This window comes from Dechloromonas hankyongensis, from assembly GCF_022012295.1.
In the GTDB taxonomy this organism is placed as follows: Bacteria; Pseudomonadota; Gammaproteobacteria; order Burkholderiales; family Rhodocyclaceae; genus Azonexus; species Azonexus hankyongensis.
This window is the reverse complement of sequence record NZ_JAKLTN010000004.1, coordinates 114,246-138,612: the sequence shown is the minus strand read 5'-3', so window position 1 is coordinate 138,612 and position 24,367 is coordinate 114,246. Positions and strand designations below refer to the sequence as shown.

Sequence of the window (24,367 nt, the reverse complement as noted above, 5' to 3'; positions counted from 1 at the left end):
TAATCCGATGAAACGCAGCAGCCAGGCAACCAGCGACAGGGAATCGCCCACCCGCGACACGCCGGCCGGTGGGCTCGCCCAGCCCGACGAACGCGACCAAACCCCGGCCGGCACGGCCGTCGACCGTAAGACCATCGGCCCGCGCCAGATCATCCAGCAGGCCGCCCGCGACGTTGCGCGCGGCCTCCAGGACACCGACCTGCACGGCACGTCCACCAACGTGCCGGGGCCGCCGCCACGGCAAGCCGAGCCGATGGTGTCGCCGGCCGGCAACCGGCGCAGCTATGCCGACGACCAGCGCGCCACCCCAGCCAAACCTGTGGATCGCGTTACTCCGCCCAAGAGCAGCTAGGGAGGGCCGGCGCCTTCCCCTTGCCGAAAAGGCGCCGGGCAAAACCCCCGGTTTTTAGGCCCGCCGTTTGCATAAGCCGAGGGGCGCGACCCTCCGCGTCACCTCAAGGAGCGACAGATGCAAACCACCAGCAGCGACAAGCCGGCTGCGCTTTCCGCGTCGGCCGAAGAACTGGCCGCCCAGGCCGGCACGCGTATCGGGCAACTCACGGAAGGCGCCCACAAGACCATAGACCGCGTCGCCGATACGGCCCAGACGACCGCCCGCCGCCTCGGTCTGAAGCGTGCCCAACTGGCGAGTCTGCAGCGCCGCTGGGCCTCCAATTCCTGTCAGACGGTATGCCGACATCCGGTCGCCTCGCTGGCCATCGCCCTGGCAGCCGGCGTACTGATCAGCCATTTTTCGGAAAACCACAAGGACGAGCCGGAGCTGGGCTGACATGGGCGCCGATCGCCTGCCGGCCGGCCTTGGCGACCCGCTGCCGTCCTCGCGCGCCGCCCGTTCAGGCAGGACCGTCCCGCACCTGGCTGATGCCGCTCCATCGGCTACCTTTTCCGCCGCCGAGTTCCCCACGGACGCCCGGCAACTCGGCCGTCTGCTCTTCATTTCGCCGCACCTCGACGACGCCGTTTTCGCCTGCGGCCGCCTGCTCGCCTCGGCCCCCGAAGCGATCGTCGCCACCGTCTTCGCCGCCTCGCCGGCACCCGGCTCGGCCCTGACCGAGTGGGACCGGGCGAGCGGCTTTGCCAGCGGGGACGAGGCCGTCGCCTGCCGCCGCGAGGAGGATCGCCAGGCGCTCGCCGCCCTCGACGCCTGGCCGCTGTGGCTAGACCTGCCGGACAGCCAGTACGCGCCACTGCCGCCGCTCGCCGCGGTGGTCGACTGCTTGCGCCGGCTGCTCTTCCAGTGCGAACCGCAAACTGTCTTCTTTCCGCTCGGCCTGTTTCATAGCGACCACCGCCTCACCCGCGAAGCCGTGCTCACCCTGCTGCCCGCCTGTTCGGGCTGCCACTGGTTCGCCTACGAGGATGCGCTGTACCGCTGCCTGCCCGGGCAGCGCGAGGCGGGCATGACGGCCGTGGTCCAGACTGGCCTCGCGCCCTATCCGGCCCGCTTCGCGGAGACGGCCGATGCCGCCGGGCGCAAGCGCCGCGCCGTCGCCTGCTACGAGTCGCAGCTGCGCGCCCTGGCCACGCCCGGCCGGCCCGGCCACGCCGATCTCACCGCGGGCGAGATCTACTGGCGGATCGGTGGCGCGCAAGCCGCGGGAAACGCAGCATCATGAACGATCCCGGCCGCATCGCCGTCGTCGTCCTTACCCACAACCGCCGGGTGGAAATCCTGCGCACCTTGCATCAACTGTTCTCGGCCGGCGAGAAACCGACAGTCTGCGTCGTGGACAACGCGTCGACCGATGGCAGCGCCGAGGCCATCGCCCAGCTCTTCCCGGCGGTACGCCTGGTCCGGCTGAGCGAAAACCAGGGGGCCGCCGGACGCAACCACGGCGTGTATGCCGTGGCGGCTCCCTACGTCGCCTTTTGCGACGACGACACCTGGTGGGCGCCCGGCGCGCTGGCCCGGGCCGCCGACCTGCTCGACCGTCAGCCGCGCCTGGCCGCCGTCACCGCCCGCGTGCTGGTCGGCCCGACGCAGCGCGAGGACCCGACCAGCACGCTGATGGCGGCCAGCCCCTTGCCCCGGCTGGCCGACCGCGAGGGCATCACCACCGTCACCGGCTTGATGGCCGGGGCCTGCGTCGTGCGCCGGGCCGCCTTTCTCGCCGTCGGTGGCTACGAGCCGCGCCTGTTCCTGGGCGGCGAGGAAGAACTGCTCAGCCTCGACCTGATGGCCGACGGCTGGTACCTGGCTTACGCCCCGCAACTGGTCGTCCATCACTACCCATCGTCGCACCGCGATGTCGGAGCCCGCCGCCGCCTGCTGCTGCGCAACGCACTGTGGTGCGCCTGGCTGCGCCGGCCGCTCGCCGCCGCCCTGCGCGAAACCGCCCGCCGCCTGTGGGCCGCAGCACACGGCCCCGGCCTGGGGCGAACCCTCGGCGACAGCCTGCGCGGACTGCCCTGGGTGCTGAAACGGCGGCGGGTCGTTCCGGCGCATGTCGAATTGCAACTGCAGATGCTGGAGCGCAGCCAGTAGAAGTACGCAGGAAGTGGTGGTGCCGCGACGGGAATGCCGATTGCGGCAAGTTTGGAAGGTCCCTCGGTAAGACTGGATGTCGATTTCCGTTGGGGATCATTTCCGGTCATGCAAAAAGGAGCAACACAATGAGATCGCAACATTCATCATCAGGCCCGTCTCGCGGCGATTGGGAACGTTCCCGCTACGAAGGCGAGCAACAGTCCTCCGAGTACGGCAGGTCCCGCCAGCGTGGTTTTGAAGGCGAAGGCGGGTATTCCGAATCGGAATACGGCGAACGCCCGGAATACCAGTCGCAGTCCGGCCGCTACGGCGGCGGATCGCAACAGGGGCAGGGCGGCTGGGGCGGTGAGTCGCAGTCCTTTCGCGGCGGCTATGGTCAGGGATCTTCCTACCAGGGTTCCGGCCAATCCCGCTCGGGTCAGGGCGGATACGGCGGCTATGAATCCGAAGATTTCGGCCGTGGCCAGGGCGGCGGTCAGGAACGCTATTACGGCCAGTCCTCGTCGCGTCCTTATTCTCCGCGCTATGAGCAAGGCGGGCAGCAGGGCTTCGGCGGCGGCCAGGGTTACGGCCATCAGGAATTCGGATCTTCCGGCTATGGCGGCGAATACGGCGGCGGCCAGTCATTTGGCGGCCAAGGTGGCCAGTTTGGCGGCCAGAGCGGTCAATCGTCCGGTGGACAGTCATTCGGAGGCCAGGGAAGCTGGTCCGGCCAGTCCGGCGGTTTCTCCGGACAGCAGGGTAGCCAGCGTTACGGTCAAACCGGCCAGAGCCAACGTTCGCGCCGTGGGCCGAAGGATTTCGTGCGTTCCGACGAACGGATCCGGGAAGCGGTCTGCGAACGCCTGAGCGAAGAGGATTCGGTCGACATCAGCGAAGTCAGCGTCGACGTCAAGGAAGGTTGCGTCACGCTCGAAGGCAGCGTGCCGGAACGCCGCATGCGCCACACCATCGAGGACATCGCCGACAACTGCTGGGGCGTCAAGGATGTCGAGAACCATGTTCGCGTCCAGTCGACCCAATCCGGCCAGTCCAGCCAATCCGGTCAATCGCAATCCAGCCAGTCCGGCAAATCCGGCCAGTCTGCCCAGTCAGGCAGCACGGGCGAAGGGTTCGGGACGGCCGAATCGACCAAGAGCAGCAGTTCCATGTCCGGCAAAAGCAAGGGGCGGGAAGAGTCGAGCCATTGAGGCGCAGCAGCCCGTGGTTTTCTGGTGCCTTGCATCGATTACCGAAATTACAGGAGAAACGAAATGGCAAGTTCAATTAATCCAGGTAGCACCCAGACGGGCAGCCAGGCCAAGATCGTGGGCGGCACGCCCGGCGAGGGTCCCGGTCCCGAGGTCATGGCGTCTGATACGCTGGAGGGCGATGATGTGGTCAACGTCCAAGGTGAGGACCTTGGCGAGATCAAGGACATCATGATCGACGTGCGCAACGGCAAGGTCGCCTATGCGGTATTGTCATCGGGCGGTTTTCTCGGCATCGGCGACAAGCTGTTCGCCATTCCGTGGAGCGCACTGACGCTGGACGCCAACCAGAAGCGCTTCGTCCTCGACGTGGACAAGGAAAAGCTCAAGAACGCCCCGGGTTTCGACAAGCATCACTGGCCTTCGATGGCCGACCCGACTTGGGCCCAGCAGGTGCATGAGTATTACGGCCAGCGCACTTACTGGACGTCATCCACGGGCGTCTAAAGCGCACCGTTCCTGAACGCGAACGGGTGAATTTCGCCCGTTTTGCGCCATGCCTCCGACACCGTCGTCCTCGACAATCGCCTTCGTGTTGCGGTTGTTGCGTACGGCGGTGTTGCGTTATCGCGACCGCACGCTGGTCGCGCTTGTCCTGGTCGTCCTCGCCAAGCTGGCGGTCATCGCCGTGCCGCTGGCCCTCAAGGCGGTGGTCGATGCCTTCGGCGGCGCCCGGCCGGCCTTGGCCCTGCCGGTATTCCTGCTGCTCGCTTACGCTACCCTGCGTTTTCTTGGCACCCTGTTCGGCGAAATCCGCGATCTGGTCTTCGCCCGCGTCACGCAGAGCATCGTTTCCGGTTTCATGCTGCAGGTCTTCGAGCACCTGCACCGGTTGAGCGTCCGTTTCCACGCCCTGCGCCACACCGGCGGCGTGACCCGCGACGTCGAACGCGGCACGACCGGCGTCGGCTTCCTGCTCGGCGTCGGGCTATTCACCATCCTGCCCACCCTGGTCGAAATCGGCGGCGTGGTCGGCATCATGAGCTTCAACTACAGCCTGTGGTTCACGATCATCATTTTCGTCACCTTCGCGATCTACGGCTCTTTCACCGTCGCCTATACCGAGCGCCGCGCCATCTACCAGCGCCAGCTCAACAAGCTCGACTCGCGCGCCAACAGCCACCTGGTCGACAGCATGCTCAACTACGAGACGGTCAAGTACTACACCAACGAGGATTTCGAACAGCGACGCTTTTCCGGCATCCTGGGGCGCTGGGTCGAAATCGGCGTGCGCAACCAGAGGGCACTGTTCTTCCTGCACGTCGGGCAGAGCGGCATCATCGCCTGCGGCGTCGCCGCCGTCATGCTGCTGGCTGGCCACAACGTCGTCCAGGGCAGTATGACGGTGGGCGACCTGGTGCTGGTCAATGCCTACCTGATCCAGGTCTGCCTGCCGCTCAATTCGCTCGGCTTCGTCTTCCGCCAGGCACGCGACGCGGTGGTCAACGCCGAACGCATGTTCCGCCTGCTCGACGAGCGCCCGGAGATCGCCGACCCGGCGACGCCGGCCGACCTGCGGCTGGAGCGCGGCGAAGTGCGCTTCGAGCATGTCGATTTCGGCTACGAGCCGGGGCGGCAGATACTGCGCGACGTCAGTTTCAGCATCGCGCCGGGCGGCACGGTGGCGGTGGTCGGCGGCAGCGGTTCGGGCAAATCGACGCTGGCCCGGCTGCTTTTCCGCTTCTACGACGTGAGCGCCGGCCGCATCAGCATCGACGGGCAGGATCTGCGCGACGTGCCGCAGCGCAGCCTGCGTGCCGCCATCGGCATCGTGCCGCAGGACACCATCCTGTTCAACGACACCATCGCCTACAACATCGCCTACGGCCGGCCCGGCGCCAGCCTCGACGAGGTCGTCGAGGTGGCCCGCGCGGCGCATGTGCATGACTTCATCACCAGCCTGCCGGAGCAGTACGACACGCCGGTCGGCGAGCGCGGCGTCAAGCTGTCGGGCGGCGAGAAGCAGCGCATCGCCATCGCCCGCGCCATGCTCAAGAATCCGCCGATCATGATTTTCGACGAGGCCACCTCGGCCCTCGACACCCGTGCCGAGCGCGCCATCCAGGACGAACTCGACCGCCTGGCGCAGGAGCGGACGACGCTGATCATCGCCCATCGCCTGTCCACCATCGTCGACGCCGACGAAATCCTCGTTCTCGAACACGGCCGCGTCGTCGAACGCGGCACCCACGGCGCCCTGCTGCGCCAGGCCGGCGTCTACGCCCAGATGTGGCAATTGCAGCGCCAGGAAAGGGAACTGGAGCAGACCGAGCAGAGTCTGGCTGCGCCCGAGCAATGAGCAGGAGGCTTCAGCTAGCCACCGGGCTCTAGCGCACCGAGCGGTACATCGCGCTGCGGGCTCGCTTGCTCATCACCACTTGCCAGAGTTGTCCCTGGCGGGCGCGGAAAAAGCCGGCACAGCTCAACAGGTAATATTTCCACATACGGTAAAAACGTTCGCCATATTTACCGCACAGCGCCGGCCAGGCCCGCTCGAAATTGTCCCACCAGGCCATCAGCGTGCGGTCGTAGTCAGGTCCGTAGTTGTGCCAGTCCTCGATCAGGAAACGCCCTTCGACGGCGCGCGTGATTTCCGCCGCCGAAGGCAGGTGGCCATTGGGAAAAACATATTTGTCGATCCACGGGTCCACCTCGCGGCTGGTCACGTAATTGCCGATGGTGTGCACCAGCAGCAGGCCTTCTTCCGCGAGCACGCGGTCGATGATGGCGAAGAAGGCGGCGTGGTTGCGCGGACCGACATGCTCGAACATGCCGACCGACACCACCTTGTCGAAACGGCCGGCGAGATCGCGGTAGTCGATCAGCTCGATGCGCACCGGCAGTCCGGCGCAGCGCGCCGCGGCGAATTTCTGCTGCTCCCTGGACACCGTGATGCCGAGCACCTCGACGCCGTAGTGCTCGGCGGCGAAGCGGGCCAGCCCGCCCCAGCCGCAGCCGATGTCAAGCAGGCGCTCGCCGGGCTTCAGTTCGAGCTTGCGGCAGATCAGGTCGAGCTTGTCGTGCTGCGCCTCGTCCAGCGTCCGGGCGCGCACCCAGTAGCCGCAGGAATAGCTCATGGTCGGGTCGAGCATGGCCTCGAAAACGTCATTGCCGATATCGTAGTGGTGCTCCCCGGGCACGAAGGCGCGGCGCCTGGACTGCGGATTGACGAGCAGCCGACGGGCCGCGGCGCCGAGCCGGCGCAGGTTGACCCAGCGCTCGATGCGGCGATCGGCGTCGACGCGCAGCAGACGGTGGAATAACTGGTCCAGGCGCTCGCACTCCCACCAGCCGTCCATGTAGGCCTCGCCGAAACCGAGGGAGCCCTGCAGGGCGACGCGCCGGTAGAAGCGCCGGTCGGCAACGGCGATATCCCAGGGATCGCTGCCGTTGAAACGAAAACCGGATTCGGCGGCCAGCCTGTGCAGCAGGCCGGGCGGATGGGCAGCCGGAGAGTCCGGGGAAAACGCCTTGGCAGGCGTGAGATGCTGGCTGGGCTGCATGGGAGGGCCTCCGTGACGGATGCGGGCCGCATCGGTCGCTGCCGGCGAGGGAGCCGGATCGGCGCACCGGCGCCCGCCGGACGATAGCGAACCAGCGTAAGCCGGCCGCGGCCCGGCCGCCCATACCGGATCGCCTGTATTTCGGACTACGGAGAAAAGCGCAGACGGCGGCAGGCGCCGCAGCGTGGCGCAAACGCCGGAGTGGCGTTCAGGAGCGGATCAGCTCGGGCCGCATCGCCTGCAGGACGGGGCGCTCCAGTTCCGCCTGGCGCGCCTCGCGCGCCAAAGCCCGCAGGAAGGAAGCGATGGTGTTGGCATACACCTCGTCGTAGCACGGAAAGGCCCCGCTGACGCCGACCACGATGCCATCCAGCCAGACGCCGCCGGCCAACAGGGTATCGCCATCGCGCAGCAGATGCGGCGACACCTCCTGCAGGCGGTAGCTGTCCATGCCCGCCAGCCAGCTCGTACGGGCCTTGGCGCGGGCAATGGCGGCATAGTCGGCGTCCCAGCGCTGGCGATCGCCGAAGGCATGCTCGTGCAGGATGGCGGCCTCGAAAGTGACCTGCCCGGGCCGCAGGCCGGGATTCATGATCACGATGTAGAGAAAACCACTGCCGACCACGTTGGGATCGGTCATTCCTGCCTCGAGCAGGGGCGTGGCGAATTCGATGGCCTGGCGGGCGGCCTTCAGGTTGACATAGTGGCTGCCGACAGACTGGTCGGGATAGGTAATGGGAGGAAAATTCATGGCGTGTCCAAACAGGCGTGGATCAGTGCTTTGAGAGCATTTCGCCGATCGGGTTGCAAAATCCTTGCATGCCGGAAACATGTTCCGGGCCTCCCGATTGCTCGCCCGCTGTTGATGATTGACGCGAAGGAGTCAGCCATGCCCGCGAAACACGAAGCCCCCAACCCGATCCAGGTCCAGAAGTACCTGGGCGGACTCGACTACCCGGCAAAGAAGCAGGACATCGTGCAGAAAGCCCGGCAGAAGGGTGCCGACGACCACATCCTGCAGATTCTGCAGAAAATCCCCGACCAGGAATATCCCAGCCCGGTGGCGCTGTCGCGCGAAGTCAGCAAGATTCACTGAGCCTGCGGTCTCCCCCGTCACTCCCGCTTCCCACAGAGACCTCCTTGGGTCGCAGGGGAGAATCCGGCGCGTCGCTTTTTTCGGATCCCCGCCTCTGCGGGATGACAATTCCGCTTCCCTAGAAACCGTCGCGCTGCCCGCGCAGATGCGGCCGGTCGATGGCGGTAGCCAGCAGTTCGATGTCGCCGGCGCCCACCCCGCAGGCGGCGAAATGCGCCTGCCACCCGGCCACCGCGGCGATGACCCGACGTACTTCGGCGACCGCCTGGTCGCGCTTCAGGCCGAACAGGCGGGCCTCGCTGAGCGCGTTGTCGAGGGTCGAGTCGTTGGCCTGCAGGCCGACCCGCATCTGCTGGTAGCCCAGCGCCTGGGCGGCGGGCAGGACGTCGAAGGCGGGCGCCAACCGGTAATGGCCGGCCGTATCGACGAGCAGGGCATGGTTCTTTTCGTGGTCGTCGGTGTTGTCGATGAGGATGTTGAAGACCATGCGCCGGAACAGTTCCCGCATCTGTTCGAGGTAAAGATTGCCCTCGACCACCCCACGCCGGCGCAGCAACAGCGCCAGTTCCGGATAGCCCATCTCCTTCTCGCCGGCGGCGCGCAGCGCGACGTGGGCGCTCAGGGCGTGCAGGCGGCGGCCGCCGTCGCGGTCGAAGCGCTGCACGGCGACGGCATGCCCTTGCGCCAGCGGCACGGCGCGCGTCGCGGCGACTGCTATCCCGGCGCGGGCGGCCAGCGTCATGCTGGCGTGCTCGACGAGCGGGGCGTCGAACGGATCGCCCTCGCCGAACTTGAGCACCCATTGCCGGCCGTCGATTTCGAGCAGCGCCTTGGGCCGGGCGCCGCCCAGCGTGCCGGGCGCGAGCAGCCGCTTCTGGTCGGCCGGCACCGGTTCGCCGTTCATGACCCGGCGCACCAGTTCATGCAGTTCATCGACATCGCCCAGCGAAGGCAGGGGGCCGTGCCAGCGCGGCTGGTAGGCGCGGTCCGAGGTCGACACGCCGAGCGCGCCGAAACGCTCGTCGCCGGCGAAAAATAGGTATTCGAGCAGCGACAGCCGCGGCGGCTTGTCGAGGTAGCGGATGACCCGCTCGCCCCAGCGGTCGGGCCGCGCATCGTCCACCGCGCCGACGATGCCGTCACGTTCAGGCAAAAATTCAATGTCGCGCAGCGGCAGATCCTCGCTCAATGCGAAGCCCTGAGCCAGCCAGGCCGGCGCGTAGCGCAGCGAGATGCCGCGCAGCGACTTGACCAGGGTCAGCGTGCCGACCAGGCGCGGCGCAGCCGGATCGGCCAGCCACCACAGGTAGAGGGAATCGGCAGGCTGGTAGGAAGGCGCTTCGGCAAGCCGGCTCATGCCTCACCGCCATCCGGACGGCGCTGCGAGCGCCGGCGGGCCTGCTGCACTTCCTGCTCCAGCGCGCCATGGTCGAGGGCCGGGTTGGCCAGTTCGGCTAGTGCCGGAATGCGCCCTATCATCCACAGCGCGGTGGCGTAGATGCCGGCGGCGACGCCGGGGTCGCCGCGTTCCATGCGGGTCAGCGTCGGCACTGAAACGCCCAGGCGCTGCGCCCAGACCTGGCGTGACTCACGCCGGCGCTTGCGGGCGACCGCCAGGTTTTCCCCCAGTTCGACCAATGCCGCAGTCACCGCAGGGGGCAGACTGGACAAAGCGAGCGAAGGTTTTGGCATAACGTTGATATGCGTAAATTTTTGAAAATAGTAACATGATTGTTACGTTTCAACATGAAGAGCCCACGCTTCCGCTGGCCCTTGCCGATGATATGCCGGCCGCGGGTTCCATCGGGAAAAGTTGGTTGCCTATTTCAAGGCCTGCCGGATCAGCTTCACGGCGGTATTCGGGCCATGCTGCCCGGTGATCCGCAGGTTCTTGCCGTCGAGCACACCATATGAAGTCAGGAAAAACGCGATCTGCTCGCGCAAGGCCGGCGCCATATCCCTGAGCCGGCACAGGGTGGCGTATTGGCGGGAGACGAGCGGAACGGCCAGGATGCGGTCATTGCGCACGCGCCTGCCTTGTTTGGCCGACTGTTCCGCCGTCAGGGCACCGATCGGCCGGGCCGGCACGACGCAGCCCGGCGCCGTGCCCGCTTCGGCGACCAGCAGGATATCGACCGGATCGCCGTCCTCGGCCCGGGTGCCGGGAACGAAGCCGAAATCGAAAGGAAAGACGAATCCTTCCGGCAGGATCCTGCCCAGCGCGAAAGCGCCTGACGCGGCTTCGTACTTCAGCTTGCAACGGGAGCCGGCCGACGTTTCGACCACCACGTTGATCGCTCCGTCGTCGCGAAAGGGCGGTAATTGGTCAAAAGACATGCGCGGCCCCGGAAAGTCGGTTGCGCCATGGCCCGGCTTGCCACCGATCCGCTCGGCAGGCCGGGCCGCTGTCCCGCTGATCCGCCGGCCGAAGCGCCCGTTCCCGCTTCGCTTCCGGCGGCGCGGACAGCATCGGCCCCAGCTGGAGTCCCGCCCGGCAGCTACCGGTCAATGCTTGGCGGCGCGCAGATCGTCGAAGCGCTCGGCCATCCGTTCGCCCAGCTCGGCCAGGTCGAGCGACGATTGCTTGACCTTGCGGAACAGCTCGCCTTGCTCTTCCTTGATGTGGTGCTTCACGTATTCCGAAAGCACCTTCATCCGGGCGTCGTACATTTCACCGCCTTGCTCGTCGTCTTCGATCTGGGCGATCAACTCCTTCATCACCGCGTGCTCGACGGTGGCTTCCGGCACAAGTGTCTTGTCCTTGAGCGCCGCCTTGACCTCGGGGTAGAAGAGTTCCTCTTCGACCTGGGCATGCACCGTCAGCGCAGTGCAGATCTCGACCGCCAGTTTCTTTTTCTTGCTGGCCGTGTGCGTTTCCTCAAATTCCTCAAACATTTGGCTGACCTTTTCGTGGTCGGCCTTCAGCAGTTCAAGGGCGCTTTTTTCCTTGGCATGCGCTTTTGTCGTGGTGTCGGTTTTTTGTTCGGGTCTCATGGCAATTCCTTTCTCAATGAATGTGCTATCACGCTCGCTCTCGGGCCATTCATCCATCCCCGCCCAGAAGCCGTTCCATCCCCGCCCGTCCTCACGGCAGTCGTGTGCCGTCGACGATCAGGCGCCACCGATACCGCCGATGACATAGCCAGTGCCCTCGCAGTCGGGACAGTCAACGCCTTCGACCTCGCCGCTGCCGGCGCAATGACTGCAGACAACCTGGCCGGTACCCGGCGTTCCCTCCGGCGCTTCGTCGCCGGGACTCATGCCGCCGGGAAAACGCTGTGATGGCTGGTAAGCTGGCTTTTTGGAAATATCGTCGGGCATGATCAAGACTCCTGAGGGCGGTGGTAACCGCTACCCAGCGTGCAAGCACCGTTCCCGTAGCGGCTTTGCCCAGCGCCCACCGGATGCTCGGCGCAGAATCCGGTGGGCGCCCATTGCCGGCACTGCCGCGATGCAATTCTTACAGCGCAGTGGCCGTCTTTACCGGCCACCGCCCATCTCCCTTGCCGGGACCGCCGACTGCAGGCAGCTAGGCGTTCCGGCCGCATTCCCCGGTGAAGGAGATACCAAATGCCAAGCACCCAAAGTCCCGCCCTGCAGGGCAAGAAAATCGCCATCCTGATGACCGATGGCGTCGAAGAGTCCGAATATATCCAGCCCCGCGCCTTTCTCGAGCAGCACGGCGCGCGGACCATCCTCGTCGCGCCGAAGCCGCCGGGCAGCGAATTGCAGGGATATCACCATTCCGAGCCAGCAGGCCGCTTTCCGGTCGACCTCGACGTCCGCGACGCCCAGCCCGGCGATTTCGATGCCCTGGTCCTGCCCGGCGGCGTCGCCAACCCGGACCGCCTGCGCCTGAGCACCGAGGCGATCACCTTCATCCGCGAATTCGCGCGCGAGGACAAACCCATTGCGGCGATCTGCCACGGCCCGTGGACGCTGATCGATGCCGGCATCGTCAAGGGCAAGCAGGTCACCAGCTGGCCTAGCCTCAAGGAAGACCTGCGCAATGCCGGGGCGCTATGGAGCGATGCGCCGGTGGTGGTCGACGGCAAGCTGGTCACCAGCCGCAAGCCGGAGGACATTCCGGACTTCGATCAGGCCATTCTCGATGAATTGACCAAAACCGACACGGCAGCCCGCGACCTCAACGTCAGCGAACGCCAGCACAACGTCCAGGAGGAACCGGGCAGCCAACTTACCGGGTAAACAATGGCAGCCAAGGCGGGGTCGGGCGACACCCCCCGGCGCTGGTCGCAGCAGGTGACGGAAATCAGCCACGCCCTCGACCTTGAACCGGGAGTATTTTCGCTGTCCGATCCGCGGGAAATCGCCCGCTCGCTGCAGCGCTCGGCCGAACACAGCCGACAGCGCAAGGCTGGAGCGTTCCAGTCAGCGATGTCGATGCTCAACTTCTACGTCAACCGCGCCGGCCGCAAGCTTCCCGCCGAACGCCGCCGCTGCCTGGAAGCCGCCAAGGACGAACTCCGCGCCATCTACGGCCGACCACGCCACCAACAAGGTTAGGCGGGCATAACGGCCGCTGCTGGTCGATGCGCGGGATTGAGGCGTGGCCTTCGTCAAAGAACGCAATTTGCGCACGATTTCCGCATCCGAAAGCGTATCTCGTTTCTTATTATTGCCTGATAATTGTTATTATCGGGTCTGCGTTTATGGTGAATTTTCGGCATAATGCAAGCTTCGGCACACTAAGGGCCTATTCATGCTTCCGTTACCGCGTCGCTTCGAAACCGCACATCGTTACTACGTGTTGTGCTGCAGCCGTGATTTGTGGGGCGAACTGGTCGTTTCCCGCTATTGGGGCGGTAAGGACAATCAGCGCGGCCAGCAGCGCCATGAAGTGGTCGCCAATGTGGCCATGGCCGAGCAACGGGTTACTGCGCTCGCCCGGCAGCGCCAGCAACACGGTTATCGCGAGGTAGCCGGCTGATGGCGCAGCACAATGAGGTTCTGCTGCACGCCAGACATTTCACCCGGGTCGATTTCACAGCCTTGCGGGCTTGGCTGAATCGTCTGCCCTTGCATCAGATCAGCGCGTTGTATTACCACGAGGACGATCTGCAGGTCCTCGACTGCAACAGCGACGGAAAACTGCAGAATCGGCTGGAGGAATTGCGCGATCGGCTGATCGAACGCGCCATCGACAACAACGCCCATGTCGCGGAATTGCTACGCAACGCCCGGCGCAGCCATGCCTGGTCGGGCAAGCTGGTCAATTTTCTGGTCCAGGCAGCGGATACCCAATTCAGCAAGCCGGAGCGCAACGATCCGGTATCCGCATGGTTCCGGCCGGCGATAGCCCGGCTTCTGCGCGCCGAAGGTGCGCGCAGTCTGGGCGACCTGATGGCGCTGATTGCAACGCGCGGCAACGGCTGGTGGAAACCTATCCCGCGTATCGGCGCCGGCAAGGCCGCCCGCATCGTCGCCTGGTTGCAAAGCCAGGCAAGCGAGATCGGTGAGCTGACGCTCGGGGCCGATATACAGCCCGATCCAGCGTCCTGTGTCGTACTGCGCCCTGGGCAGACGGATCTGGCGCCGATCGAGCGCATTCTGCTGCCATACGAACTCGATGGCCATGAAGGCCGCAACCGACACAGCGGGCTGTGCCTGATCTCGGCTCGCCATGACCGCGATGCCATAGACGCCTATCTGTACAAATTCCGCGCCCAGGAAAAAACCCGCCGCGCTTACCAGAAGGAGATCGAGCGCTTCCTGCTCTGGTGCATCACGGTGCGTAGCACGCCGATGTCGGCGGTACTGCAGGACGACTGCGAAGCCTACAAGGATTTCATCGCGTCCATTCCCCCAAACTGGGTGGGGCTGAAACGGAAGCGCCATGACCATGGATGGCGTCCCTTCGCCGGACCCTTGTCGCCAGCGAGCCAGCGCTATGCCATCCAGGCCATCCGCCTTTTCTTCAACTGGCTGGTCAATGTCCGCTACCTCGGCGGAAATCCGTGGATGACGGTTGCCGATCCGCGGGTCGCGACGGCGATACATCCTATCCAGATCGACAAGGCCTTGCCCGAAGCCCTGTGGTCGAAACTGATCGCCGGCGGCGGCCTGATCGACCAGTTGTGCACCACCCCGGACGAGGTGCTTCGCCAGCGTTATCGGCTGCGCGGCGCAACCGCGCAATTGTCGATGTCGGCCCAGTTCCGCCTGGTACGGGCCGCCTTGCTGTTGATCGGCGATACCGGGATTCGTCGCGAAGAGGCCGCCTACGCCACGCGCGACAAGCTCAAGTCGTTGCCGGACACGCCCGATCTGTGGGAACTGGATGTCCTTGGCAAGCGCAACAAGTGGCGGACGGTATTTCCCACAAAGCGGGCGGTTGATGCCTTACGCGCGCACTGGGCCGATCGCGGCAGCGATTTTTCCTACGGCCTGAGTGAACTGCCACTGCTTTCACCCTTGATGGCCCCGCCGACACAAAGCGCCCAGGCCAAGCATCTCGACGAGCAGCAGCAATTGCTGGAACGCGGCTTTTCGGTCGACGGACTTTACCAGGTCATCAAGACAGCCCTGCGCCGCATCGCCACCGACGAAACTTTTCCGCTCGACGAATGGGAGCGTGGCCAGCTGCATCGAGCCGCCCCGCATGCTTTCCGCCATACCTTCGGCACGCATGCGGTAGCCAGCGACGTTCCGCTTGATGTCGTACAGAAAGTGCTGGGCCACGCCAGCCTGCAGACGACCACTATCTATGTCCAGGCCGAGAAAAAACGCAGCATCGCCGAACTGGGAAAGTTTCTGCGGAATACCTAGAAGCGGCATCTGAAGAGTCGGCGGACGACACGCTTGCCGCGAGCCGATTGTTTTCGGATAAAGACGTCCGGCCGGCGCGGAACGGGCAAACAGCACACCAGGCCGTCGCTCAATGGAAAACGCCCCAGTGAAGGGGCGCTTTCGGGCAAGGCAGGATTTAGACTCTAAATATCAGACCAGCAGATCGTCCAGATTGGCTTCGATGAGCTTTTGCAGCTTCTCGATATTCAGCCCCTCGGCCTGGATCTTTGCCTCACGATCCGTGTAGGTCAGTTTGATCGGTGCGGTCAGGCCCGGGCGGGTGATCTTCACGAAATGGCTGCGCCGCATGCGCAGCGATCCGGATTTCAGCTTGGCGTCGATCCAGGACTCGATACGGTTCTGCTGGAGCTTGCCGGCAACCAGTTGCATCAGCGCCTCGGTGAACAGATCCGGTTCGGCTGTCGCGACATCTTCGAGCTTGCGTGCCGCATCGTAACCGAGCAGATTCGGATTAGCTTCGAGAATGGCCTTCGCACCCGCCGGGAACGAGTCGAACGCCTTCATCTGCGAAACCTGGGCCGGAGAGACCCCCAGCACGACGGCAATTTCGCGACCGGTTTTGCAGAAGCCCTTGTCGGCGAGCATCTTGGCGTGCTTGTAGCGTTCGTAGGCACCCAGTTCCTTGCGCACGAAGTTGTCGGAAGTCAGCGCCATGGCCGCTTCGGCGTCGGTCATGGCCTTGATTTCCACTGGCACGGTCGCGTGTCCTAGGCGGCGGCAGGCTTCGAAGCGATGGTGTCCGGCAATGATCTCGTAGCCGCTGTTAACCGGGCGAACGACAATCGCGCTGATGACGCCGGATTGCTGGATGCTTTCCATCAGCTGCTCGATGTATTCCGGGTCGGCCACCGATCTGACCTGATAGGCCGAGTGGCGAATTTCGGAGACCGGCAGGAATTTAGAGTCTAAATCCTTGCGCTGGGCTTCCTTGAGCAGAAACTGCGGCACCTGGACCGGAGCCGTTTCGACGACGGCGTCGCTGGTCGCACCAGCGTTTTCGGCCAGCACCTCATCGATGCTCTTGGAAGGGCCGGCCGGCGGATGCGTCATGACCATGCCGGCGCTGGGCGCCGGTTTTGCCGACTCACGCTGGGCGCGGGCCAAAGCCATGAAATCCTCTTCGCTGCCGCCTTTTTTTGCCTTCGCCATCACTCAATCACTCCCATCTTGGTCAGCAGGGCCTTCGCCACGGAACGCAGTTCGTCGCTGGCATCGCTGGTCGGCTTGGCCAGGCACAGCGGCGGCAGGTCTTCTTCCTCGGACAGGGTCTTGGGGAATTCCTCCGAACGGCGGATCACGTTATCCAGCAGGGCGCCCGGATATTCCTTCGACAGCACCGACATCTGGTTAATGACGCGCAAACGATTCGGCGTATGGAAATTGCCGACCACCAGCAACTCGGGCGAGCGGCCGACGTCGTCGCGCATGTCGTTGAGCACCGAAGACAGATAGGAAATCGCCTTGGTCGAGAACTTTTCCATCGACACCGGCGAGATCACGAAGTCGCTGGCCAGCAGGGCGCCACGCGTCATGCGGTTCTTGGCCGGGGCGGCGTCGAACAGGATCAGATCGTAGCCGGTCAGGTCGAAATCGGGATTCCTTCCGGACAGGCCTTCCTGAACCAGGGCCGCGATCTTGAGATCGCTCTTCTTTCCTTCGAGCGCATCGTAGGTCAGGATGGTGTCGAGCCGGTCGAGCGTCAGGTCGGCCGGAATGATGTGCGGGCCATGCTCGCCGAACGGTTTCTTGATCACGTCCTGCAGAGCGGAGCGGCCATACGGCCAGCCCGGGATCAGGTTGCCGAAGTGATTTTCGACGACCTTTTCCTCGGGCAGGTTCAGTTCGGCCGCTTCCTCGAGGGTGAGTTCGGAGTCGTAGCCGAAAGCCAGCGTCAGGTTGGCCTGGAAATCGAGGTCGATGACCAGGGTCTTGATCCCCATGAGCGGGAACAGGCAGGAGAGATTGGCCGCGATGGTGGTCTTGCCGACCCCGCCCTTGGGCGCGTAGATCGTGGCAATCACCTTCTTCCTGATCTTGGTCTTCTGGCGATGCGCCTGGCGCCAGGCTGCCAGGTCGAACACGTTGTCCAGCGAGAACTGGCGGGTGCGCGGGCCATTTTCCTGGCGTTCGACCTCGATACCTGATTCCTCGATGTGACGACGTACAGAATCCACCGTTGTTTCCAGCAAATGCGCGACTGCCTGCACTTTTAGCTTGCGACTCATGGTTACTCCTAGAATTCCAATAGTTCGAACTATACTCGTCGCAATTTATCGATGCAAGGATTTATCGATGCATCTGTGTTTTTTCCTTGCATCGTGATTTTTATGGTGCTATTCTCCCCCACCATGCGCTGAAGAACTCCTGAAACCGAGAGCGAAATGGACGAGCATTACACTGTGGAAAGTTATCGAGACTATCTGATCAAGAATGGTCTCGATCCGGCTATTGCCGCCCAGGTCGCCGAGAAGACGAAAGGCGCTGCGGCCGCGAAGACGGCTCCGGCCGTCCCCACCCTGAAGGATGCCGAGCCGCCGGTAACGCCCGCAGCCGACACTGCCGAAGCACACCCGACGGGAGACGTACCGCAGGCAGAAGAAGCGAAGAAACCGCGCGTTTCCCGCAAGAAATCGACCTCTCCGGAGACCTACGACTTCCGCAGCAGCAAGCCGGTCCCGTCGTGGATACGCGAGGTCATCGAAACCCACCTCGCCATCGAAACCGAGGACGCCAAGAAAGCCGGCGCGCTCGGCTTCATGGCCCGCGCCCTGGTCATCGCGACCATGCCGTACAAGGACCAGAAGAACCCGGACGGCACGCCCAAGGAATCCTTCACGCGCCAGAACGGCGATTTCAAGCTGCGCATCGTCGCCGGCTACGATGGCGGCATCCCCTTCGGCATCTATCCCCGCCTGCTGATGAGCTGGGTGACGACAGAGGCGGTGCGCAAGCAGTCGCCGGTGATCGAACTGGGCGACTCGCTGAGCGTCTTCCTGCGCGACGTGCTCGACCTGCGCAGCACCGGCGGCGGCAAGCGCGGAACGGCAACCCGGGTTTCGGAGCAGATGCGGCGCCTGTTCGGCTCACTGATCACGGCCCAGTATTCCGGCACCCAGGAAAAGCGCGGCTTCGTCATGAAGAACGTCCTGATCGCCGACGAACTCGAAGTCGACGAGAGCGAGGAAAACGCGCTGTGGACGCCGCAGAAAGGCCATGAAGCCGGGACCTGGCGCTCGAAGGTGAAGCTGACCAACAACTTCTTCCAGGAATGCATCGCCAACCCGGTCCCCATCGACCTGCGCGCCTTCAAGGCGCTGCGCGGTTCGCCGCTGGCCATGGACCTCTACACCTGGCTGACCTACCGGATGAGTTACGTGCAGTCGAACACCCGTCCGATCACCTGGGAAGCGCTGATGCTGCAGTTCGGCAGCGGCTACGGCAGCATGGCCAATCCGTCGCCGACGGCGATCAAGCAGTCGGTGCTGGACTTCAAGAAGAACTTCCTGCGCGCCCTCAAGCTGGTCCATACGGTGTACCCGGAAGCCCGCCTGACCTACAACGATTCGGGCCTGATCCTCATGCCGTCGCCGACGCACGTCACCGCCATTGCCAGCAACGACAACAAGACCGACCGCCAGTCCCCGCTGTTCTGACCGGCCGGTCCCCACAGGCGTCTGCGAATGGGCGCGCTGAAGAACTCCTGAAATAAATGTAAGTGCTCACTATACAGAAATACCCATATAAATATGGGTACGGTAGCAGTGGGCAACGGTTTTCGGCAGTGGATTCGGGCGGATCCGTCCCTGCGCAGGCAGCGATGCGCTGAAGAACTCCTGAACCTCATCGCGGCGCGAACCGTACGCTGAAGAACTCCTGTGGCAGCCGATGATGTGGATAAGGCCTGTGGATAAGCCGGGTTATCCACGCCGATCTACTCCTGAACGGATTGTCGTTCATTTTCAATATGTTAGGATTTCAACCCCGGTTATCCACGCTGATCTGCTCTTGCTCCCGTGCGCTGAAGCACTCCTGAAAACGGGCGCCAAATTCTTCTGGATTCCATTGTGCTGCAACGGTTTCGATGGATGGCCGCGGCAGCCCCCTATAGTTATAAATGTTTACCTATATGGTTTACCTGTAGTCCACCTGGCTACGCCCGTGGATAACGCTGCGCGTTACGCCACCGGCTTTGCCAGGAGACGATCCCCTTTTATGAATTAAGGGGAAAGTCAAAACCGATCCTCCACACATGCGGTGCAGAACGTTCACCCAGTAGAAAACAAGTCAGCCCGTGGCCGGTCAGACCGGCATCACGCCTCTGCGCTCAAGGCTGAGGAGAAATCTCGCTGTCGTGGATCAAGCCGGACTCGAACCGGTCGATGGCGTTGCGTAGCGTTACCATCGCTTGACTGAGTTCCTCGAACAAGGCGTCGGTTCCGGGCAGGCCATCGTGCAACGAAGTCTCGACGCTGCCGGCGAGACGGGCTAGATTCGTTGCCTTGAGATAACCGGCCACGCCGCGCAGATCATGCACCAACCTGATGGCCTCGGCTGAGTTGCCAGCCGCGAACAGCTCGCGCGCCCGTTCGGCATCGCCACCGTGGTGGGTTATGAACTGGCGCAACAGGCCGGCATAGGCGACTGGATCGCGCCCGAGAGCGGTTCGCCGGGCGGCGGCCAGGTCGAGGCCGGGCAACCCTTTGCTTTCCGGCATCAGCGACGTATTCGAGCCGCGGGAGACCGGTAGGATGGCGCTCAGCACGGTCAGCAGGTCATCGACATCGACCGGCTTGACGATATGCCCGGCCATGCCGGCCTGACGGGATTTCTCGTGATCCTCGGGACGGGCGTGGGCGGTAACCGCGATGATGGGCAAATCGCTGCGGCCCGGCAGGTGGCGGATGGCGCTGGTGGCCGCGTAGCCGTCCATGACCGGCATCTGGATGTCCATCAGCACCGCGTCGAAATGGGCATCGGGCGCGCGCAACAGGTCGACGGCGATCTGTCCGTTGGCGGCGAGGGTGACCTCGGCGCCGGCCCGGGTCAGGATCTGCTCGACCATCTCCTGGTTGAGATCGTTGTCCTCGGCAACCAGCAGACGCAGGCCGGCCAGTCGTCTATCCTCGCCGCCGGGCAGGAGCGGCATCTGCAACGGTTCGCCGCGGTAGGCCTGGCGGACCGCATCGAACAGGGCGGCCGGCGTCAGCGGCTTGGTGACGATGCCGTCGAGATAGAGGTCATCGCCCGCCGCGACGGCCTGGGCCAGTTCGCTGGCGGGAACCATCAGGACGACCAGCGGCAGGCCGATCTGCGGCCGTTCACGGGCCAGCTTGAGCATGTCCATGCCGTTGATTTCGGGCATGTGCCAGTCGAGCAGCAGCAGGTCATAGCCGTTACCGTCGGCGGTGCAGGCCTCGAGCGCAGCCAGGCCGGCGGCAGCGGAATCGAGTGCCGTCGCCTGCCAGCCGAAGCCGGCGCAGGTACGCTGCAGGATGTCGCGGGCCAGTGGATGGTCGTCGACGATGAGGATGCGCAGGGAAGGCAGCACGCTGTCCTCTGCCGGCACGGCAGGCGTCGCTGGCAGGTCGAGGGTCACGGTGAAGCTGAATTCGCTGCCCTGGTCCGGTTCGCTATCGACGCCCAGGCGGCCGCCCATGGCATCGACCAGGCGGGCGCTGATCGCCAGGCCGAGGCCGGTGCCGCCGTACTTGCGGCTGGTCGACGAGTCGGCCTGGGTGAATACCTTGAATATGTGACCGAGCTTTTCCGGCGGAATGCCGATACCGGTGTCGCGCACGGCGAACTGCAGGTTGGCCTGGCCGGCCGGCCCGGCGAGCCGGCGTACCGAAATCACGATGGTGCCGCGTTCGGTGAATTTGACGGCATTGCTGCACAGATTGAGCAGGATCTGCTGCAGACGCAGTGAGTCGCCGACCAGCGTGTCGGGAATGCCGGGCCCGATGTCGAAGAAGGCTTCGATGTCCTTGCCGCGAATGCCGCCCGAAACCACCGCCGCCGCAGCCTGGAGGATGGCGTTGAGAGCGAACGGCGCCTGCTCGAGCTGCAGCGAACCGGCCTCGATCTTGGAAAAGTCGAGAATGTCGTCGATCAGCGTGCACAGTACCTGCGCAGCATTCTGGATCTTGTCGGTGTAATTGCGCTGGCGCCGGTCGGTGAGCAAATCGGCGAGCAGCCGGGTGAGCCCGGTCACGGCATTGAGCGGGGTGCGGATCTCGTGGCTCAGGGTGGCCAGGAAGTCGCTCTTGGCGCGGTTGGCCGATTCCGCTTCCTCGGCGCGGTGGGCCAGCTCGATGTTGAGCTGGCCGATCTCGCGTGTGCGTTCGGCCACCAGTTGCTCCAGGTTCTGTCGGTAGAGTTCGAGTTCGCTGCGCGCATGCAGGCCCTGCAGGCCGAAGGAGACGTTGGTGGCCAGTTCCTCGAGCAGGCCCAGTTCCTCGGGGCCGAAGGCTTCGGCTTCTGCGGCATACAGCGTCAGGGCGCCGTGGATGCGGTCCTGGTTGTGGATGGGGAGGGCGACGACCGACTGGCAGTGCGGTTGGACCGCGTTGCCGGCCCACGGGCGCAGGGGCTGGCAGTTCTGGTTGGCCTGGATAGTGCCGCTGCGGATGGCGAGGCCGGTCGGTTCGCAATTGTTCCCGGCATTCTCGGTCCACGACAGGCGTTGTTCCGGATAGTCGGCCCGGTTCCCGGAGTGGGCGACCAGGCGGATGGTCTTCGCCTGGTCCTGCTCGGCCACGCCGAACCAGGCCGCCAGATAGCCGCCCGAGTCGACGACCAGGGTACAGATGTCGTCGAGCAGCTGCTGTTCGCTGGTGGCGCGCATCAGCGCGACGTTGCAGTCGCCGAGCAGGCGCAGCGCCCGGTTCAGCCGGCGCTGCTCGGCCTCGGCGCTGGACAGCTCGGCGGTGCGCGCGAGCACCATCTCCTCGAGGTGTTCGCGATAGCTCTTGAGGCCCAGTTCCGCCTGTTTTTGCTTGGTGATGTCGATGATGATGCCAAGGTAGCGTAGTACCCGGCCGTCCTTGTCGCAGACCGGACGGGCCCGCTCCATGACCCAGTGCGGCTCGCCGCCGGCCGGCGAATTGAGGCGCCACTCGACTTCGAAGCCGGTTTGCCGGGCGACGGCCGTTTCGATGATCGCCTCGACTCGTTCCAGATCATAAGGATGGATAACCTTGCGCCAGGTGGCGAACGAGGTGGTGTCGATGTCCGCTACCACGCCGCACAGCGTGTACAGTTCTTCTGACCACGACGTGGTACCGGTCTCGACATTCCATTCGTAGCTGCCGGCGCTGGCGCCCTCCAGCGCCAGACGGAGTTTGGCGGTGTTGTCGCGCACGTTTTCCTCGGCCCGACGCTGTTGCGTGATGTCCATGACGGCACCGAGCATGGAGTTAGGTCGACCGGATGGATCGAAAGACGCTTCGCCGACTTCCATCATCATCCGTTCACTGCCGTCGTCAAGAAGCACGCGGTATTCCATTTGCCAGGGACGCTTTTCGGCCAGCGCAGCGAGTGCCATGTCGAGCGCAGCCTGGCGGTCGTCGGGGTGGATACGTGCGAAGAAATCGCCGGCTGTCGGCTGGGAAAGCTTTTCCGGCTGGTAACCCAGAAGCTGATACATTTCGACCGACCACTGCACGGGAGTTCTATCGAAATTATCGAAATCGGGCTGTTCCGTGGACCACACCCCGAGCCGGGCGATGTGCGTTGCCTGGCTCAGCGTCATCTCGCTGCGCTGCAGTCGTCTTTCAGCCTGTTTGAGGTTGTTCATCTCGATCTGCAGACGGTCGCGCGACACGGTGCCTACCCGCAGGGCGTTGGCCATTTCCTCGAGCGAGCGCCAGAGTTCGGCGAATTCGTCGTCGCGTGCGGCCTGGTCGGCGGTGATGGCCAGATCGCCGCTGCCGACGCGTCGGGCAGCATGGGATAGCGCCTTGATCGGTCGCATCAGGTAGTAGTTGCTGACCAGATAGATCAGGACAAGAGTGGCAGCTAGGATGGCCAGGGCCCAAGCCAGGCTGGTGAATAAATGGCGACGGGCCTCCGCTTCGATACCTTCCGTCGGCAGGCTCAACACCAACTGGTAGTGTGCGCCAAGCCCCGCCTGCAAAAGAGGGGTGTGGGCGACCAGCGCCGGAACTCCGTCAAGATCGGTGGTGGCGATGATTCCCTCATGGGTTTCGCTCGCCATGCGCTGGATCAAGGGGGGGTTGAGCAGATGCCGGTCGATTTGAGGTTCGGGGTCGGGAAAACGGACCGCCACCGTGCCGCGGCTGTCGATCACCGCGACATGCGACTCGGCGGGGAGGTCGGATTTGAGCAGTTCCTGCTCGAAGCGCCGCAGGTCGAGGGCCAGGAAAAAGACGCCGCGCACGTTTTCCGCATCGTCGCGCAGGGCCTTGCCGAGCATGATGCGGGGCGGGCCCGCGGCATCGAGGACATCGGAGACGACCATGGCCCGGGCGGCCAGGGCCTGCCGGAACCACGAACGGTCGGCCAGGTTGCTGCCATTCCCGACCCCCGGCGTGGCACACAGCACGCTGCCGTCGGCGGCCGCCGCACCCAGCCCGAAAAAGGCCGGCTCCGCGCTGAGATGCTCGGCGAACAGCCGCGGGCAGCGGCCGGGTGCCAACTTGTCGCGCAAGGCGGTGACCAGCATGGCGTTGTTGAGAACGGCGTCGCCGCGGGCGATGACCGCCTGCTGCCGGGCGGCGAGCAGCCGGGCGTCGTTGAGCAGGCGCTCGCCGGCGGCCCGTCGGTACTCCTCGTGCTGAATCAGCGAATTCCAGACGATCAACCCGGACAGCGCGACGAAGGCGACGAGCAGGATCAGGACGAGGCGGCCGCGCAGGCCGACGGAGGGAGTGAGCATGATGAATGCAAGGATAACCAAGTGCCCAAGCGCTGACTACCGGCCTGGGGAAAGCCCCAGCAAGCCCGCGGGAGAAGGGGCTGGAATTGTTTTCCGGCCGCCGGGTCCAACGCCGGAACGGGGATGGGAGGAAGAACATCAATGTCCCCCCGGAGCACCGTAGAGGCAGGAGTGAAGTTGTCGTTACCTGGAAATGGATGCCATGTCGGTCGATGCGAACCGGAAGGTAATGGCGGATTGCCGTTGCCGGCGGGGCGTCGGCTGAGTGTCACGTTGCCGTTC

At 64.5% G+C, this 24,367-nt stretch carries 23 protein-coding genes; 13 read left to right on the top strand and 10 right to left on the bottom strand.

Annotated features, from left to right (window positions below; translation table 11 throughout):
* The first annotated feature begins 7 nt into the window (after window positions 1–7).
* From LZ012_RS17135 to LZ012_RS17105, 7 genes are all read left to right on the top strand, one after another.
* Complete coding sequence (locus tag LZ012_RS17135) at window positions 8–352, top strand: hypothetical protein (protein WP_275712120.1); 345 nt, start codon at window positions 8–10, stop codon at window positions 350–352.
* Window positions 353–469: 117 nt separating this feature from the next.
* Window positions 470–790 carry a hypothetical protein gene (locus tag LZ012_RS17130; RefSeq protein WP_275712119.1) on the top strand — a complete coding sequence of 107 codons (321 nt, stop codon included), beginning with the start codon at window positions 470–472 and terminating at the stop codon, window positions 788–790.
* A gap of 1 nt (window position 791) precedes the next feature.
* Complete coding sequence (locus LZ012_RS17125; RefSeq protein ID WP_275712118.1) at window positions 792–1,637, top strand: PIG-L deacetylase family protein; 846 nt, start codon at window positions 792–794, stop codon at window positions 1,635–1,637.
* A complete protein-coding gene (locus tag LZ012_RS17120; RefSeq protein ID WP_275712117.1) occupies window positions 1,634–2,506 on the top strand; it encodes a glycosyltransferase family 2 protein in 873 nt (290 codons plus the stop codon). Before LZ012_RS17125 ends, LZ012_RS17120 begins: the two co-directional genes overlap by 4 nt.
* A 128-nt stretch (window positions 2,507–2,634) precedes the next feature.
* A complete protein-coding gene (locus tag LZ012_RS17115; protein WP_275712116.1) occupies window positions 2,635–3,699 on the top strand; it encodes a BON domain-containing protein in 1,065 nt (354 codons plus the stop codon).
* A 63-nt stretch (window positions 3,700–3,762) separates the two neighbouring features.
* On the top strand, window positions 3,763–4,206 hold the full coding sequence (locus LZ012_RS17110) for a PRC-barrel domain-containing protein (protein ID WP_275712115.1): 444 nt from the start codon (window positions 3,763–3,765) through the stop codon (window positions 4,204–4,206).
* Window positions 4,207–4,255: 49 nt separating this feature from the next.
* A complete protein-coding gene (locus LZ012_RS17105; RefSeq protein WP_275712114.1) occupies window positions 4,256–6,058 on the top strand; it encodes an ABCB family ABC transporter ATP-binding protein/permease in 1,803 nt (600 codons plus the stop codon).
* A gap of 28 nt (window positions 6,059–6,086) precedes the next feature.
* On the opposite strand, the gene cfa is transcribed toward LZ012_RS17105, so the two are convergent.
* Both cfa and LZ012_RS17095 read right to left on the bottom strand, forming a co-directional pair.
* Entirely contained in the window at window positions 6,087–7,262 is a 1,176-nt protein-coding gene (gene cfa, locus LZ012_RS17100) for a cyclopropane fatty acyl phospholipid synthase (protein WP_275712113.1), read from the bottom strand.
* Between the two features lie 208 nt (window positions 7,263–7,470).
* The gene (locus LZ012_RS17095; protein ID WP_275712112.1) at window positions 7,471–8,013 is read right to left on the bottom strand and encodes a heme-degrading domain-containing protein; all 543 of its coding nucleotides are present in this window, start codon (window positions 8,011–8,013) and stop codon (window positions 7,471–7,473) included.
* Window positions 8,014–8,151: 138 nt separating this feature from the next.
* On the opposite strand from LZ012_RS17095, the gene LZ012_RS17090 reads away from it, so the two are divergent.
* Window positions 8,152–8,358, top strand: a complete 207-nt coding sequence (locus LZ012_RS17090) for a DUF2795 domain-containing protein (protein WP_275712110.1) — start codon at window positions 8,152–8,154, stop codon at window positions 8,356–8,358.
* A 118-nt stretch (window positions 8,359–8,476) separates the two neighbouring features.
* On the opposite strand, the gene LZ012_RS17085 is transcribed toward LZ012_RS17090, so the two are convergent.
* From LZ012_RS17085 to LZ012_RS17065, 5 genes are all read right to left on the bottom strand, one after another.
* Window positions 8,477–9,715: a type II toxin-antitoxin system HipA family toxin gene (locus LZ012_RS17085; protein WP_275712109.1), complete on the bottom strand. Its 1,239-nt coding sequence runs from the start codon at window positions 9,713–9,715 to the stop codon at window positions 8,477–8,479.
* Window positions 9,712–10,050: a helix-turn-helix domain-containing protein gene (locus LZ012_RS17080; protein WP_275712107.1), complete on the bottom strand. Its 339-nt coding sequence runs from the start codon at window positions 10,048–10,050 to the stop codon at window positions 9,712–9,714. The genes LZ012_RS17085 and LZ012_RS17080 overlap by 4 nt, the downstream gene beginning before the upstream one ends.
* A 129-nt stretch (window positions 10,051–10,179) precedes the next feature.
* On the bottom strand, window positions 10,180–10,695 hold the full coding sequence (locus LZ012_RS17075) for an inorganic diphosphatase (RefSeq protein WP_275712106.1): 516 nt from the start codon (window positions 10,693–10,695) through the stop codon (window positions 10,180–10,182).
* 168 nt (window positions 10,696–10,863) lie between these two features.
* Window positions 10,864–11,352, bottom strand: a complete 489-nt coding sequence (locus LZ012_RS17070) for a hemerythrin domain-containing protein (RefSeq protein ID WP_275712105.1) — start codon at window positions 11,350–11,352, stop codon at window positions 10,864–10,866.
* A 117-nt stretch (window positions 11,353–11,469) separates the two neighbouring features.
* Window positions 11,470–11,679, bottom strand: a complete 210-nt coding sequence (locus LZ012_RS17065; protein WP_275712104.1) for a hypothetical protein — start codon at window positions 11,677–11,679, stop codon at window positions 11,470–11,472.
* A 249-nt stretch (window positions 11,680–11,928) separates the two neighbouring features.
* Between LZ012_RS17065 and LZ012_RS17060 the strand changes: the two genes are divergently transcribed.
* The 4 genes from LZ012_RS17060 (at window position 11,929) to LZ012_RS17045 (ending at window position 15,147) form a co-directional block, all read left to right on the top strand.
* A complete protein-coding gene (locus LZ012_RS17060) occupies window positions 11,929–12,567 on the top strand; it encodes a type 1 glutamine amidotransferase domain-containing protein (RefSeq protein ID WP_275712102.1) in 639 nt (212 codons plus the stop codon).
* Window positions 12,568–12,570: 3 nt separating this feature from the next.
* Window positions 12,571–12,885 (top strand): DUF3175 domain-containing protein, encoded by a 315-nt coding sequence (locus LZ012_RS17055; RefSeq protein ID WP_275712101.1) that lies wholly within the window; start codon window positions 12,571–12,573, stop codon window positions 12,883–12,885.
* Between the two features lie 196 nt (window positions 12,886–13,081).
* Complete coding sequence (locus LZ012_RS17050) at window positions 13,082–13,309, top strand: WGR domain-containing protein (protein WP_275712100.1); 228 nt, start codon at window positions 13,082–13,084, stop codon at window positions 13,307–13,309.
* Window positions 13,309–15,147, top strand: a complete 1,839-nt coding sequence (locus tag LZ012_RS17045; RefSeq protein ID WP_275712099.1) for a phage integrase family protein — start codon at window positions 13,309–13,311, stop codon at window positions 15,145–15,147. The genes LZ012_RS17050 and LZ012_RS17045 overlap by 1 nt, the downstream gene beginning before the upstream one ends.
* Before the next feature lie 171 nt (window positions 15,148–15,318).
* Here LZ012_RS17045 and LZ012_RS17040 read toward each other — a convergent pair whose 3' ends face one another.
* Both LZ012_RS17040 and LZ012_RS17035 read right to left on the bottom strand, forming a co-directional pair.
* Window positions 15,319–16,338 (bottom strand): ParB/RepB/Spo0J family partition protein, encoded by a 1,020-nt coding sequence (locus tag LZ012_RS17040; RefSeq protein ID WP_275712158.1) that lies wholly within the window; start codon window positions 16,336–16,338, stop codon window positions 15,319–15,321.
* Entirely contained in the window at window positions 16,338–17,414 is a 1,077-nt protein-coding gene (locus LZ012_RS17035; RefSeq protein ID WP_275712098.1) for a ParA family protein, read from the bottom strand. The genes LZ012_RS17040 and LZ012_RS17035 overlap by 1 nt, the downstream gene beginning before the upstream one ends.
* Window positions 17,415–17,570: 156 nt before the next feature.
* Between LZ012_RS17035 and LZ012_RS17030 the strand changes: the two genes are divergently transcribed.
* Window positions 17,571–18,842: a replication protein RepA gene (locus tag LZ012_RS17030; RefSeq protein WP_275712097.1), complete on the top strand. Its 1,272-nt coding sequence runs from the start codon at window positions 17,571–17,573 to the stop codon at window positions 18,840–18,842.
* Window positions 18,843–19,513: 671 nt separating this feature from the next.
* On the opposite strand, the gene LZ012_RS17025 is transcribed toward LZ012_RS17030, so the two are convergent.
* On the bottom strand, window positions 19,514–24,085 hold the full coding sequence (locus LZ012_RS17025) for a response regulator (protein ID WP_275712096.1): 4,572 nt from the start codon (window positions 24,083–24,085) through the stop codon (window positions 19,514–19,516).
* Between the last annotated feature and the right edge of the window lie 282 nt (window positions 24,086–24,367).